General features: G+C 68.3%; 10 protein-coding genes. 4 read left to right on the top strand and 6 right to left on the bottom strand.

The genetic code is table 11. The annotated features are described in order from the left end of the window. Positions 1-245: 245 nt before the first annotated feature. The gene (gene fepB / locus C722_RS0119605) at positions 246-1,214 is read left to right on the top strand and encodes a Fe2+-enterobactin ABC transporter substrate-binding protein (RefSeq protein WP_017642146.1); all 969 of its coding nucleotides are present in this window, start codon (positions 246-248) and stop codon (positions 1,212-1,214) included. 62 nt (positions 1,215-1,276) lie between these two features. On the opposite strand, the gene entS is transcribed toward fepB, so the two are convergent. Next, positions 1,277-2,506, bottom strand: a complete 1,230-nt coding sequence (entS, locus tag C722_RS0119600) for an enterobactin transporter EntS (protein ID WP_017642145.1) — start codon at positions 2,504-2,506, stop codon at positions 1,277-1,279. Between the two features lie 126 nt (positions 2,507-2,632). Between entS and fepD the strand changes: the two genes are divergently transcribed. Genes fepD through C722_RS0119585 form a run of 3 tightly spaced genes read left to right on the top strand, consistent with a single transcriptional unit; the run spans position 2,633 to position 5,426 of the window. Beyond that, on the top strand, positions 2,633-3,628 hold the full coding sequence (gene fepD, locus C722_RS0119595) for a Fe(3+)-siderophore ABC transporter permease (RefSeq protein WP_017642144.1): 996 nt from the start codon (positions 2,633-2,635) through the stop codon (positions 3,626-3,628). After that, positions 3,625-4,623: an iron-enterobactin ABC transporter permease gene (gene fepG, locus C722_RS0119590; protein ID WP_017642143.1), complete on the top strand. Its 999-nt coding sequence runs from the start codon at positions 3,625-3,627 to the stop codon at positions 4,621-4,623. The genes fepD and fepG overlap by 4 nt, the downstream gene beginning before the upstream one ends. Beyond that, positions 4,620-5,426 (top strand): ATP-binding cassette domain-containing protein, encoded by an 807-nt coding sequence (locus C722_RS0119585; protein WP_017642142.1) that lies wholly within the window; start codon positions 4,620-4,622, stop codon positions 5,424-5,426. The genes fepG and C722_RS0119585 overlap by 4 nt, the downstream gene beginning before the upstream one ends. Here the strand turns inward: C722_RS0119585 and C722_RS0119580 are convergent. The 5 genes from C722_RS0119580 to C722_RS0119560 all read right to left on the bottom strand — a co-directional run bounded on the left by C722_RS0119580 (position 5,423) and on the right by C722_RS0119560 (position 13,679). Further along, positions 5,423-9,361, bottom strand: coding sequence for an enterobactin synthase subunit F (locus C722_RS0119580; RefSeq protein ID WP_017642141.1), 3,939 nt, complete (start codon positions 9,359-9,361; stop codon positions 5,423-5,425). The two genes, C722_RS0119585 and C722_RS0119580, sit on opposite strands and share 4 nt — an antisense overlap. A gap of 11 nt (positions 9,362-9,372) precedes the next feature. After that, entirely contained in the window at positions 9,373-9,579 is a 207-nt protein-coding gene (locus C722_RS0119575) for an MbtH family NRPS accessory protein (protein ID WP_017642140.1), read from the bottom strand. Positions 9,580-9,600: 21 nt separating this feature from the next. Next, positions 9,601-10,854 carry an enterochelin esterase gene (gene fes, locus C722_RS0119570; protein WP_017642139.1) on the bottom strand — a complete coding sequence of 418 codons (1,254 nt, stop codon included), beginning with the start codon at positions 10,852-10,854 and terminating at the stop codon, positions 9,601-9,603. An 83-nt stretch (positions 10,855-10,937) separates the two neighbouring features. Continuing rightward, on the bottom strand, positions 10,938-13,127 hold the full coding sequence (locus C722_RS0119565; RefSeq protein ID WP_017642138.1) for a TonB-dependent siderophore receptor: 2,190 nt from the start codon (positions 13,125-13,127) through the stop codon (positions 10,938-10,940). Positions 13,128-13,415: 288 nt separating this feature from the next. Then, positions 13,416-13,679, bottom strand: coding sequence for a hypothetical protein (locus tag C722_RS0119560; RefSeq protein WP_017642137.1), 264 nt, complete (start codon positions 13,677-13,679; stop codon positions 13,416-13,418). Positions 13,680-13,723 lie beyond the last annotated feature (44 nt).

Genomic DNA, 13,723 nt, shown 5'->3' with positions numbered 1-13,723 from the left:
AAGCAGAAATTAACTTTTGTATCAGCGGAAGTCAATTCGTTAGCTGCCAAACGGTTTCCCTCTACAGCACGCAACCCTTTGATCTGTTCGGCAAATCGCCGCTGGGCAGAACATCGGCAGAACTGTCGGACCGCTCTGGCCTTCCGCTTTGCACGCGCTCGCCCCTGGCCGCCATCGACAGCCCTTGCTGTAGCGAGGTGCATCTTTGAAAATGAGAGTGATTATCTTACAACCGGAAGGCGTCCATGTTCAGCTCGTCGTCAGTGTTTCGCATTCTCACCCCCCTGATCCTCGCCATTCTGGCGCTGGGTGGTACCGCCCGAGCGGCGGACTGGCCCCGACAGATCAGCGCCGACGGCAATCAGGTGACCCTGCCGGCCAAGCCGCAACGCATCGTTTCCACCAGCGTCACCCTCACCGGCTCCCTGCTCGCCATCGGCGCGCCGGTGGTGGCCAGCGGCGCCACTTCGCCCAACAACAGATTCGCCGATGACCAGGGGTTCCTGCGCCAGTGGGGGCAGGTCGCCAAGCAACACGAGGTGAAGCGGCTGTACATCGGCGAGGCCAATGCCGAGGCGGTGGCCGCCGAGGCGCCGGACCTGATCCTGGTCAGTGCCGCCGGTAACGACTCGGCGCTGCGCCTGGTCGATCAGCTCAAGGCCATCGCCCCGGTACTGGTGGTGGGCTACGACAATCGCAGCTGGCAACAGGTGGTGGAACTGCTCGGCCAGGCCACCGGTCGCGAGGACGCTGCTGCCAAGGTAGTCGCAGATTTCGACCGCCGGGTCTCCGACCTCAAGGCGCGCCTGCAGCTACCGCCGCAACCGGTGTCCGCCTTCGTCTACAACCCGGCGACGCGCCAGGCCAATCTCTGGACCGCGGCCTCGTCCCAGGGCCAGTTGCTGGAAAGCCTGGGCTTCACCCTGGCGACGCTGCCGGCCGGGCTGACCACGGGACACAGCCAGGGCCAGCGCCACGACATCCTGCAGCTGGCCGGCGAAAACGTCGCCACCGGCCTCACCGGCCAGACCTTTCTGCTGTTCGCCGCGGACACCAAGGAAGCCGAAGCGGTACGCGGCAATCCGCTGCTGGCGCACCTGCCGGCGGTCAAGGACAACCGCGTGGAAGCCCTGGGCGCCGAGACCTTCCGCCTCGACCCCTACAGCGCCAACCTGCTGCTGGATCGCCTGGAACAGCGCTACGCCAAGCCTTGAACCGAGAAATCGTGGAAAACGCTACGCGGTTTTCCACACTACGCAAGACGCACCGGAGCGGATCAGGCGCCGAGGCTTTCCGCCCGGCGCAGGCCGCGGGCCAGCGCCCAGCAGAGGGCGGCCACCCCGGTGGCGACCAGACCAAAGACGCAGGCCGCCTGCGCCGGCAGCAGCAGGCTGGCCAGGCCGCCGAACAGCGCTGCGCCGATGGCCTCGCCGCCGATGTTCTGCGCCGTCCACAGCGCATTGATGCGCCCCAGCAGGCGATCCGGGGTCAGGCGCTGGATCAGCGCGTACTGCACCAGGGAATTGAGCGCACCCAGGTAGCCGAACAGCACCAGGCACAGCGCTGACAGCCAGAAGCCGGGCAACAGGGCGAACACCGCCACCGCCAGAAAGGTGGCCACCGCGGTCATCAGCAGGGTACGGCCGGGGCGTGGTGCCTGGTTCAGTCGACCACTGGTGAGGGCGCCGATGGCCGCGCCCAGGGGTGCGGCGGCATAGAGCCAGCCCAGGTGTCCGGTATCCAGCCCCCAACTCTCGCCCAGCGACGGATAGAGCACCCGCACCGCATTGGCCATGGTCACCAGGGCGCCGACCAGGGCGACCGCGCCCAGCAGGCGATTCTCGAAGAGGAAGGCGATGCCGCCTCCCAGGGCCTGCCAGGGCGTTTCGCGCGGCTGTTCCGGCGGGGGCAGCGGCGGCAGGCGCAGTAGCACCAGCAGGGTGATGAGGGTGCCGCCGGCGGTCAGCATGTAGTTCCAGGCCACGCCGCTCTGGGCGATCAGCAAGGTGCCCAACGGCGGCGCGACGATGGCCGCCACCCGCACGCTGAGCATATTCAGGGCGCCGGCCTGCACCATGGACTCCCGACCGACCAGGATCGGCGTCACCGCCAGCAACGCGGTGACGCCCAGGGCACCAAAGAAGCCATCCCACAGCGCCAGCAGGTAGATGGCCGTCAGCGATGGCTCGGGCAGGCTGGCGTTGACCGCCAGGCCGATGAAGCCCAGGCCGCAGATGGAGCGGGCGGCGAGGATCAGCCGGCGCCGCTCCAGGCGATCGGCCAGCACCCCGCCGGTGAGCAGGCCGACGAACATGCCGATGCCGGCCATGCTCAGCGCCAGGCCCACCTTGAGCGGCGAGTCGGTCAGGGCCTGGACCTGAATGGGTATCGCCACGGCCAGCAGGCCGAGGGACAGCACGGACACCAGACGTGCGATGAACAGGGTACGAAAGGCGGCGTGGGACCTGAGCAGGCCGAAGTCGAGCAGAAAGGACGTCTTGGACATGAATCACCGGAAAAACACAGGGGACGCTATCGAGCCGCCGAGGCAAGGCTGTTAGCATGTAATACAGACTATCATGTGTTAATACGCCTTGTTCTCATCCACTCCCCTTCCTGTCGGTCGTCCCGGATGACCAGGCGCCGCCTCTTCATCCTCGGCTGCGCCGCCCTCCTGCTGCTCCTGGTGATGGCTGCCAGCCTGGCGCTCGGCTCCACCGCCATACCGCTGGCCGACGTCTGGCAGGCGCTGGGCCACGGTTGCAGCGATCCGGCCTGTCTGATCGTGCGCGAGGCACGGCTGCCACGGACCCTCGCCGGTCTGCTCGCCGGCGCGGCCCTGGGCGTGGCCGGCACCCTGATGCAGGCGCTGACGCGCAATCCCCTCGCCGATCCGGGCATTCTCGGCGTCAACGCCGGTGCCAGCTTCGCCGTGGTGCTGGGCATCGCCCTGTTCGGCGCCAGCGGTCCCGAGCACTACCTGGGCTATGCCTTCGCTGGCGCCCTGCTCGCCAGCCTGGTGGTGCTGCTGGCCGGTATCGCCGGTGGCGGCGGCTTCAATCCCATGCGTCTGGTGCTGGTGGGGGTGGCCCTGGGGGCCATGCTCGAAGGTGTCAGCTCGGGCATCGCCCTGCTCGATCCCCAGGTCTACGATCAGCTGCGATTCTGGCAATTCGGCTCGCTGGACGTGCGTCAGCTGGAGCTGCTGCGCAGCGCCAGCCCGCCGGTACTGGGCGGGGTGGCTATCGCCCTGCTGCTGGCTCCGGCACTGAATGCCCTGAGCCTGGGCACCGACCTGGCCGTGGCCCTCGGCACCCGGGTCCGTCAGACCCAGTTGCTCGGCCTGCTGGCCATCACCCTGCTCTGTGGCGCCGCTGCCGCGGCGGTCGGACCCATCGCCTTCGTCGGTCTGATGGTGCCGCACCTGGGCCGCTGGGCCATCGGCGAGGACCATCGCTGGCTGCTGCCCTTCGTGCTGCTGTTCACCCCCAGCCTGCTCCTCACCGCCGACATCGTCGGCCGCCTGCTGGTCACCAACGAGCTGCGCGTCTCGGTGGTGACCGCCTTCCTTGGCGCACCCCTGCTGATCTGGCTGGCGCGCCGTCAGCGCCAGGGAGGTCGAGCATGAACCGCCCCGGTCGCCTGCGCCTACCCGCCGTGCTGCTCGCCCTGCTTGGCGGCGCCCTGTTGCTGGCCCTGTTCGCCCTGGGTAGCGGCAGCCTGGCCCTGAGCCCTGCCCAGGTAGTGGCCGCCCTGCTCGGCGAGGCGCCGCGCGGCATCGAACTGGTGGTCACCCAGTGGCGCCTGCCGCGGGTGGCCCTGGCCCTGCTGATCGGCGCCGCCCTGGGCCTGAGCGGGGCGCTGTTCCAGTCGCTGCTGCGCAATCCTCTCGGCAGCCCGGATATCATGGGGTTCAACACCGGCGCCTACAGCGGCGTGCTGGTCGCCCTGGTGCTGTTCCAGGCCAGCATCCTCTGGAGCACCACCGCCGCCCTGATCGGCGGCCTGCTCAGCGCGGCGCTGGTCTATGCCCTGACCTGGCGCGGCAGCGGTGTGGATACCCTCAGACTCATCATCGTCGGCATCGGCGTGCGCGCCCTGTTGATGGCGCTCAATACCTGGCTGATCGTCCACGCCTCCCTGGAAGCCGCCTTCAGCGCCGGCCTGTGGAGTGCCGGTTCGCTCAACGGTATCACCTGGGCCAAGGCCTGGCCGGCGGTGGTCTTCATCCTGCTGGCGGGTGCGGCCAGCCTGGCGCTGAGTCGCCGGCTGTTCCTGCTGGAGATGGGCGACGACACCGCCTGCGCCCTGGGCGTGCCGGTGGAGCGCACCCGGCTGTCGCTGCTGGGCCTGGGCGTGGTGCTCACCGCCGCCGGCACCGCGGTGGCCGGCCCCATCTCCTTCATCGCCCTGGCCGCGCCGCAGATCGCCCGCCGCCTGACCGGCACCCAGCGTCTGGCGCTGCCCGCCGCCGCCCTCACCGGCGCGGTCCTGCTGCTGGGCGCGGATCTCATCGCCCAGCGCCTGTTCCTGCCCTATGTCCTGCCGGTGGGCCTGGTCACGGTAAGCCTGGGCGGGCTCTACCTGATCGGCCTGCTCATCTGGGAGTCCCGCCGCTCATGAACGACGCCCCTTCCTCGCGCCTGCACGCCGAGCGCCTGACCCTGGGCTACGGCCGCAAGCTGATCGCCGAGGACCTCTCGCTGACCATTCCCGATGGCGAACTGACGGTCATCATCGGCCCCAACGGCTGCGGCAAGTCGACCCTGCTGCGCACCCTGAGCCGGCTGCTGGCGCCCAGCCAGGGCCAGGTCTGGCTCGACGGCCAGGCGATCCAGAGCTATCGCACCAAGGAGGTGGCCCGCCGTCTGGGCCTGCTGCCGCAGAGCTCTCAGGCCCCGGGCGATATCTCGGTGCGCGATCTGGTGGCCCGCGGACGCTATCCGCACCAGACCCTGTTCGGCGGCGTGCGCGCCGACGACGAGCGTGCGGTGACCCACGCCATGCAGGCCACCGGCGTCTTCGAACTGGCCGACCGGGCGGTGGACACCCTCTCCGGCGGCCAACGCCAGCGGGTATGGATCGCCATGGCCCTGGCCCAGGAAACACCCCTGCTGCTGCTGGACGAACCCACGACCTGGCTCGACATCACCCACCAGATCGACCTGCTGGAATTGCTGGAAGACCTCAATCGCCAGCAGGGCCATACCTTGGTGATGGTGCTGCACGACCTCAACCACGCCTGCCGCTACGCCACCCACCTGGTGGCCATGCGCGGCGGCAAGGTACTGGCCACCGGCCGCCCGCGCGACGTGGTCACCCCCGAATTGATCAAGGCGGTCTACGACCTGGACTGCCTGATCATCGACGACCCGGTGGCCGGGACACCCATGGTGGTGCCCCTGGCACGGCGCTCGGCTGGCTAGAGTCCTTTCAGAGCCCGATTCAGCACCGGACCGATCTGCGCCAGCTGGGCCGGGGCGATGATGTCGACATGGGCGCAATCCACCTCATGGGCCTGCAGGCGGGTGATCCAGGGCGCCCAGGTGGCCTTGACGTCCATTCCCGCGGGCAGGGTGCGGCGGGCAACGAACATCAGCGCTTCGCCGTCGAAGCGAGCGCTGCGCGCCGTGGCCAGCAGCCGAACCGAATCGGCGTAGTTGCCCTCGATGGTGGCGAACAGCTGCGCCCCCTCCCCCAGCGCCGGATCGGCCAGCCCCTGCTGGGCGGCGAGAAAGGCCTCGCGCTCGCGATTCACTTCGGCCAGCACCTCCGGATCCAGCTCGCGCTGGCCCTCGCGCTCCTGCCAGTTCTGGGTTTCCGGCGGATAGGTATCGAGCAGGCCAAGGAAGGCGACCTGCTCCCCGGCCGCCTGCAACCGCGCCGCCAGGCCCTGGGCCAGGGTACCGCCCAGGGAATAGCCGAGCAGATGATAGGGACCCTGCGGCTGCACCTCGCGCAGGGTGCGCAGATGGCGCTGGATGACGGCTTCCAGATCGGCGCCCTGGGCCAGGGGGCCGTCCGGACGCGGCGACTGGATACCGAGCAACGACCAGCGCGGATCCAGGTGCCGAGCCAGCACGCTGAATTGCCAGGCGAAGCCCGAGGCCGGATGGAAACAGAACAGCGTGGGACCGTCGCCCGGGCGCAGCGGCAGCAGGGTCTCGAAGCCGGCACGGGTTTCGCGGGCCGCGTCCTGCTCCAGCTGGCGCGCCAGGCGGGCGACACTGGAGGCCACCATGATCTGGCCGATGGACACCGGCTGCCCCAGCCGCCGCCGCAGATTGGCCGCCAGGGTCATGGCCAGCAACGAATGACCGCCCAGGGCGAAGAAGTCATCGTCCGCGCCACCGATGGCGCAGCCGAGCACCTCGGAAAAGGCCGCCGCCAATTCACTCTCCAGCCCCGGCGCCAGGGGTCGGCTCGCGGCCCTGGCCACGCCCTGGGGCGCCGGCAGAGCCTTGCGATCCAGCTTGCCGGTGGCCCCCAGAGGCAGGGTGTCCAGCTCCACCAGGGCCACTGGCACCAGATGCGGCGGCAGGCTTTCGCCCAGGCGCGTGCGCAGGCGCTCCAGGTCCAGTGCGGCGCCCGGCTGGGCGATCAGATAACCCACCAGTTGGCGCGCATCGCCACCCGCGCTGTTGGCCGCCTCGCCCAGCACCCGGGCATGGGTGACCGCCTGGGCCACGCCTGGCAGCGCCAGCAGGGCATGGTCGATTTCCGCCAGTTCGATGCGCTGCCCGCGCAGCTTGACCTGGTCGTCGCTGCGCCCGAGGTACTCGACGACGCCCTCCGGCAGCCAGCGCGCCACGTCGCCGGTGCGATACAGCCGCTCGCCCTGCCCGTCCGGCGCGGCGATGAAGCGTGCGGCGGTCAGCTCCGGTCGGCCCAGGTAGCCATCGGCGAGTTGCACCCCGCTCAGATAGAGCTCCCCCGCCACACCCGGCGGCACTGGACGCAGGCGTTCATCAAGGATGTGCAGCCCGGTGTTCCACACCGGCTTGCCGATGGGCACGCTGCTGCCGGTAACAGCCGCCAGGGCGGCGCCATGGGCCGGATGGTAGGAGACGTCCACCGCGGCCTCGGTGGGGCCATAGAGATTGTGCAGGGGCGCGCCGACCCGGCGCTCCCAGGTACGGGCCAGCTCGGCGGGCAGGGCTTCACCGCTGCAGAACACCTGACGCAGGCTGGCGCAGCGGGCCACCGCGGCCGGCTCGTCCAGGCTGGCGACGAAGGCCGCCAGCATCGACGGCACGAAGTGCACCGTGGTCACCCGCTCGCGAGCGAACAGCTCCTGCAGCGCCGCGGGATCGCGATGGGCCTCGGGCGGCGCCAGGTACAGCCGGGCGCCCACTAGCAGCGGCCAGAAGAACTCCCAGACCGAGACATCGAAACTGCTCGGTGTCTTCTGCAAGACGGTGTCGCCGGCGCCGATGGGATAGCTGTCCTGCATCCACAGCAGGCGATTGACGATGGCGGCATGGCCGACCACCACGCCCTTGGGGCGACCGGTGGAGCCGGAGGTATAGAGCAGATAGGCCGGATCGCCGGGGCGCGGCCCTTCGAACACCGGATCCTGGTCCAACCCCTTCAGGGGCGCATCCAGAATCAGCACCTGGCTATCGTCCAACCCCGGGAAACGCCCGCGCTGGCTGGCATCGGTCACCAGCACCCGTGGCCGGGCGTCGTCGAACATCAGTTGCAGGCGCTCGTCAGGATAGCCGCTGTCCAGCGGCAGGTAGGCGGCGCCCAGTTCGATCGTGGCCAGCAGCGCCAGGGACAGGAACACCGAACGCGGTAGGGCCACGGCAACGATATCGCCCCGCCCTACCCCGGCCGCGCTCAGCCGTTGGGCCAGGGCCAGCACCTGCTGGCGCGTTTCCCGATAGCTGAAGGCGTGCTGCAGATCGGCCAGCGCGGGCGCCGACGGCGTGCGCGCTGCCTGGTCGGCCAACAGGGTCACCAGGGTGGTCGCCGGTAGCGCGCGCTCAGTGGCGTTGATCGCGGCCAGCCAGTTCCGGTCTGCCGGGGCCAACAGGTCTGCTTCACCCAGGGTAAGGCCAGGGTGATCGGCGAATTGCTCCGCCAGCAGGCCAAAGCGCGCGGCGTGTCCCTGCAGCAGCTCGGCGGCATAGCGCTCGGCATTGCCCAGCAGCTTGATGTCCAGGGCACCGCTCGCCTCCAGGTAGAGGGCGATCTCCAGGTCGCGCACCGGCCCCGAGGCCAGTTCGTGGGTGATGCCCGGCACCCCGGCGAAATCCAGGGCGAAATCGAACAGCTTGAGGTTGATGACTGGTCCGGTCAGCGGCTCGGCATCGCCCGGCCGGCCGAGATCGCGGGCGATCTGCTCGGCGTCGTAACGCTGGTGGCGACGCACCTTCTTGAGCTCGGCGGCCAACCCGGCAGCCAGCTCCGGCAGCCTCTGGGTCGAGTCGGTACGCACGCCCAGCGGCAGGACGTTGAGGGTCGCGCCACCGGATTTGAGCGCCACCGACCCCATGCGCCGCATGAAGATGAAGCCGGCGCTGAAGGCCGGTTGCCCGCTGAGACGGGCGAACCAGGTGGCGGCCAGGGCCACAGCCAGATCCGCTGGCGTCACCCCTTGGGCCTTGCCCTGTTCGGCCAGTCTGGCGAAGACCTCGGCAGGTACCCGGGCGCGCGCCTCCACCACCCGCGGCGTGGGCACCTGTCCCGACAGGCCACCCGGCGCCAGGGAGGCCGCCGGCGGCAAGGTCGCACCCCGCTCGCGCCAGAAGGCTTCGTCGCGCTCGCGGACGGCCGACTGCTGATAGTCCTGATACTCGCGCACCACCTCGGCGAAGGAGACGAAGGGCGAGGCCTCGGCCGTCTCGTTCCGCATCGCGGCGCTGTACAGGGCGGCCACCCGCTTGGCCAGGGCGGCGAAGCCATAGCCGTCGATCAGCAGGTGGTGATAACGCTGGTACCAGAACAGGTGATCGTCGCCCAGCTGGTAGATCCGGTTGAGCCACAGCGGACCGCCACTGGTGGCCCGCAGGTCGCCGTCGAGATCGGCGCGGATGGCCGTTCGCGCCGCATGCTCGGGATCCGCCGCATCGCGCAGATCCAGCCACTCGGGCGCAGTGATCACCGCAGTGTGGTCGATCCACTGCACCAGTTCGCCCTCACGCTCGGCGAACCTGAGCTGCAGGCTGTCCAGTTCGCCGAGGCCCTGGACGATGGCCGCCAGCAGCGCCTGGGCGTCGAGCGGCCCGCGCAACTCGACCAGATGGGCCACGGCGAAGGCATTGGCATGGGGCGACAGCTGATCGGCCATCCAGATACCGGGCTGGGCGGCGACCAGGGGCAGCTCGGGAAAGACGCAAGAGGGCGTAGAGGACACAGGAACTCCAGTCAGGAAAGCAGAGAGGCGACCGGGCGGATATCGCGCCAGTGGCTGGCCAGCCAGTCGTCGCAGGCCGCGCGCGGCGCGGGCCCGAACACCGGCGCCCAGCCGGCGGGAACGGCCATAGCCTCCGGCCAGAGGCTGCACTGGCCCCGGGCATTGCGCAGGATCAGCAGCACCTGCGCGGGATCGTCGAAGGGATTGAGAGCGTCCATCGGACCTCCTGGCAGTAGGGATTAGCGGTGGGCGTCGGCGGCGACCAGGGGTTGCCAGAGCCGGACCAGGCCGTCGAGCAGGCCCCCGCGCCACCAGAGGGCATCATGGCCCCCATCGATCTCGCGATAGTCGAGCGCGTGGCCCTGCTCGCGCAGGCGCGGGACCAGGGCCCGGGAGGCTTCGAGGATGGCCGGCTCGCGCAGCCCCGCCTCGATAAACAGCCGCAAGGGATGCCCCCTCCCCTGCCCGCTTTCCAGCGCCTCGAACAGTCGGCCTGGTTTGCCGCGTTGCGGCCACCAGAAGGAACCGGACTGGCTCAGCGCGCAGCCGAAGCGCTCCGGCCAGTGCAAGGCGGCATAGAGCGCCGCCAACCCGCCAAAGCTCTGCCCGGCGACCACGGTCGAGGTGGCCGACTGGGCATGGGCCGCCCAGTCGCGCACCTGGGGTAGCAGCTCTTCCTGCAGCGCCAGCCAGAACTCGGGATTGCAGGGCAACTCGCTACCACGCAGGGCGCGATCGCTGTGGTCGATCAGCAGATAGACCGCTTCCGGCAACTGGCCGGCATCCGTGAGCTCTTGCAACGGCACGCCGATGGGCATCGTCTGGGCCCAGAATTGCCCATCCAGCAGAATGGCCAGCGGCCGTTCCATAGGGGTGGTATTACCGGTAGCGAAGAGCCACACCGGGCGGCTGTTGCCCAGTCTGGCGCTGTCCCACTGGAATTGCTGCAGGCTCGGCCATGCCGCGGGAGACAAGGTGCGATCGGTGTCGAAGGCCGCCCAGGCCGGTTGCGCAGGCGCATCCGGCAGATGCACGCCCGACACCGCCAACCCGCGGCCACCCTGCCAGGCGCGGCGGGGATTGAGCCGGTCGGCCCGGGCCAGGGGAAAGACGCTGCGCCACCAGAGGCGGATGCCCTGCAGATCAGGCTGGGCTTCGCCTTCGAAGGGCGCCGGCTCCCCGCTGGGGATCAGGCAGTAGCTGCCCCGCCAGCGGCCATCCAGTTCGGTCTCCCAGGTCCAGACATCGGTGCCTGGCAGACGCCGCAGGCTCTGCGGCAGGCCCGGTTGATGGTGGTCGGTGACCCCGGTGATATTGAGCCAGACCCGCTGGGTACCGGAGCGCTCGGCCAAACCCTCGGGATCGCGCCAGACAAAGGTCAGGCGATAGCGCCCGGCCACAGTGGGTTCGATCAGCGGCGTGCCGCGGCAGGCGACGGCCTGCCACCAGGACTCGCTGCCCACATCGTCCCGCTGGAAGAGTGAATCTTTCATCGCATCTCAGTGCATCGTGGAAGAGATCGTCATGGCCTGCATCGCGCCGACCGACCCGAGCCTGGCCCGGGTCGGCCTGGACATCAGAAGTCGTAACGCGCGCCGACCATCACGCTACGCGAGGGGCCCTGGAAGTTGAAGGTGGAGACCGAACCTACGCGCGACCAGTATTCCTTGTCGAGAAGGTTGTTCACGTCCAGGGTCGCGGTGAGTTGCTTAGTGACCGGATAGGAGAACTTGGCATCCACGGTGGCATAGCCGGGGGCGGACACGGTGACTCCAGAGGTCTGGTTGGTCTGGGAGAAATCGCTCATCGCGGTCACCCCGCCGCCGATGCTCAGACCGGTCAGCGGACCGCCCGCCAGGGTGTACTTGGTCCACAGCGAGGCCATGTGCTTGGGCATGGCTTCGAACAGGGTATTGCCATCGCCGCTGAGGTTCTGGGTATCCATGTAGGTGTAGCCGGCGAGCATCTCCCACTGCTCGGTGAGCTTGCCGCTGACCTCGATCTCGGCGCCCTTCACCCGGGTCTTGCCGGAGCTGTCGGAATAGGTGGTGATGGCCACGCCGTTGGCGTCGAAGGGCCGGGCCGCCCGGTTCTCGTCGGTCAGCTGGAAGATCGACAGCCGTGCATTCATATCGCCGTTGAAGTAGCTGCCCTTGATCCCGACCTCGTACTGGTCACCCTCGCGCGGATCCAGCGCCTTGCCCTGGCCATCCAGCTCGCTCTGCGGCTTGTAGACCTTGGAGTAGCTGGCGTAGAGGGAATGGTAGTCGTCCAGGTCGTAGACGGTGCCCAGATAGGGGGTGACGAAGCCACTGTGCTTCTGGCTTTCCCCCGCCTCGGCGCCGCTGGCCAGGGTGGTGGTGTAGGCCTCGCCCCTGTACCAGGAAACGCGGGCGCCGCCGATCAGCGCCAGGCGCTCGATGGGCCGGAAGGTCACCTTGGAATAGAGGCCGAACTCGCGATCCTCACTATTGAAGTCGGTCTGGTAGGCGCGCGCCGGCTTGGCGAAGCGGGTTGGCGAATAGCTGTTCACATTGACCGTACCCAGGACGCTGTTGCCATTCTGGTAATCGGTGTCGTAGTGCTTGTAGTCGGTACCCACGACGAATTCGCTGACCTGCCCCAGCGCCTCGAAGGGCTGGCTGTAGCTGGCATCGAGGGAATAGGCGTCCTGCTCGAAGTCCCGGGTGCTGGCGCGGATGCTGGTGTTGCCATTGGCCTGCACCGCCCCACCGGTGAAGGCATAGAGGTAATCTGCCTCCCGGTGCGAGGCCCGGGCGGCGATCCGTCCATAGCCGCCGTTATCGAACCTGTGGGTCAGCTCGAAGATGCCGTCGGTGGTCTTGCCGTCGAAGTAGTTCCAGTCCGCCCCCAGGAAGCGCGACTGGCTGAAATCCAGCAGATTGCCCTGGGCGTCGGTGGGATAGCCGTTGTGCGGCGTGAGGTTTTTGACCTGATGGATCAGGCCGAAGGAGATCTGGGTGGCGTCGGACAGGTCGATGTCCAGATCGCCGTAGTAACTCTGGTCGGTATTGGCGTTGTAATCCACCTCGCCATTGCTGTCGGCGCGGGAGGCGACGAAGCGGCCACGGACGTTCTTGCTCGCGGTGAGCGGACCGGCCAGGTCGATTTCCTGGTAGTTGGTGTCCCAGGAGCCGTAGCGCCCGGTGATATGCCCCTGGAAGTCCTCGGTGCCGCGCTTGCGTACCATGTTGACGATGCCGCCCAGCTCGCTGGTGCTGTTGAACAGCCCGGAGGGGCCGCGCATGATCTCGACCCGGTCGAAGGGCGAGAGGATGGGCACGGTACCGAAGATGCTGGTCATGGGCGCCGGCAGGCCGTCGATGTTGTATTCGTCGTACTCGTAGCCACGCGAATAGATGGAGGAACGCCCGCTGTCGTTGGTCAGCACCCGCAACCCGGCAGTGGACTTGGCCAGCTCGTCCAGGGTGTTGAAGTTGCGATCCTTGATGTAGTCGCTGGTATAGGAGGTGATCGACTGGGGAATGTCGCGCAGGGCGGCCGGCGTCTTGGTGCCCACGGTCGCCGAATCCACGGTATAGCCGCCGGTCTGTTCCGAGGGCGCCATGTCGTAGAGGCGATTGCCTTCGATGGTCAGGGTGTCCAGTTCCGTGGCGCTCTGCTCGGCCACCGTGGCGGCCAGGGCCGTCAGCGAAAAGGGAATCAGCGCGCCGATCAGGAGCAACTGACGAAGGGCCGCGCGAGGAAGGCGGATGGGCTGGCAGAGGGTTCCTTGGGTGTTCATGGTGATCCTTGTGACCGTGGCGTTGCAGCCGACGCCGTGCACTTGAAGGCTGCTCTTCGCGGCATCGCGCGAGGGCCAGCACTTTAAATGATAAAAACTCTCATTATCAAATGTTACGTTAAGTAATAGCTGTTTGCATTGCGGCGAACAGGCAGCCATGGTCCACGCCTGGCACTGCGGGCGCAATGGAGAAGAAAGGAGGGAGAAAGCCGCGGTCGGACGTGCACGGTCCGACCGGAGGGGAATCAGGCCTGGCTTGAGCAGGCCCCAGAGAAGCCGGCGAAGTCGTTAGAGACCGGACACCGCGGGGGTCTTGGCCGCCACCTGACCGATCACCGGGCTGGGCAGCCGGCAAACGATCTCACCGATGGCATTCATCCGTGCCAGACCACCATCGCCCTTGCAGGCGTGATAGTCGGCAAGGTGTTCGGAAGGCGAGTTGCGCAGCCCCTGATCGAGCGCAACCACCAGAGCGATGACGCCCAGCCCCAGGACGACGATTTCGAGCGTGCTGCGGGCACGATACCAGTGGATCGGTCGCGAAGGGCTCATGGCGGCTCCAGGAAGAGGCGAGTGATGGCGAAGTGGCTTCCTAC

The sequence above is a fragment of the Pseudomonas sp. 313 genome (genome assembly GCF_000316965.1).
Taxonomy (GTDB): Bacteria; Pseudomonadota; Gammaproteobacteria; order Pseudomonadales; family Pseudomonadaceae; genus Chryseomonas; species Chryseomonas benzopyrenica.
Note: the sequence above shows the minus strand (reverse complement) of the source record. Positions and strands in the feature narration are given on the sequence as shown.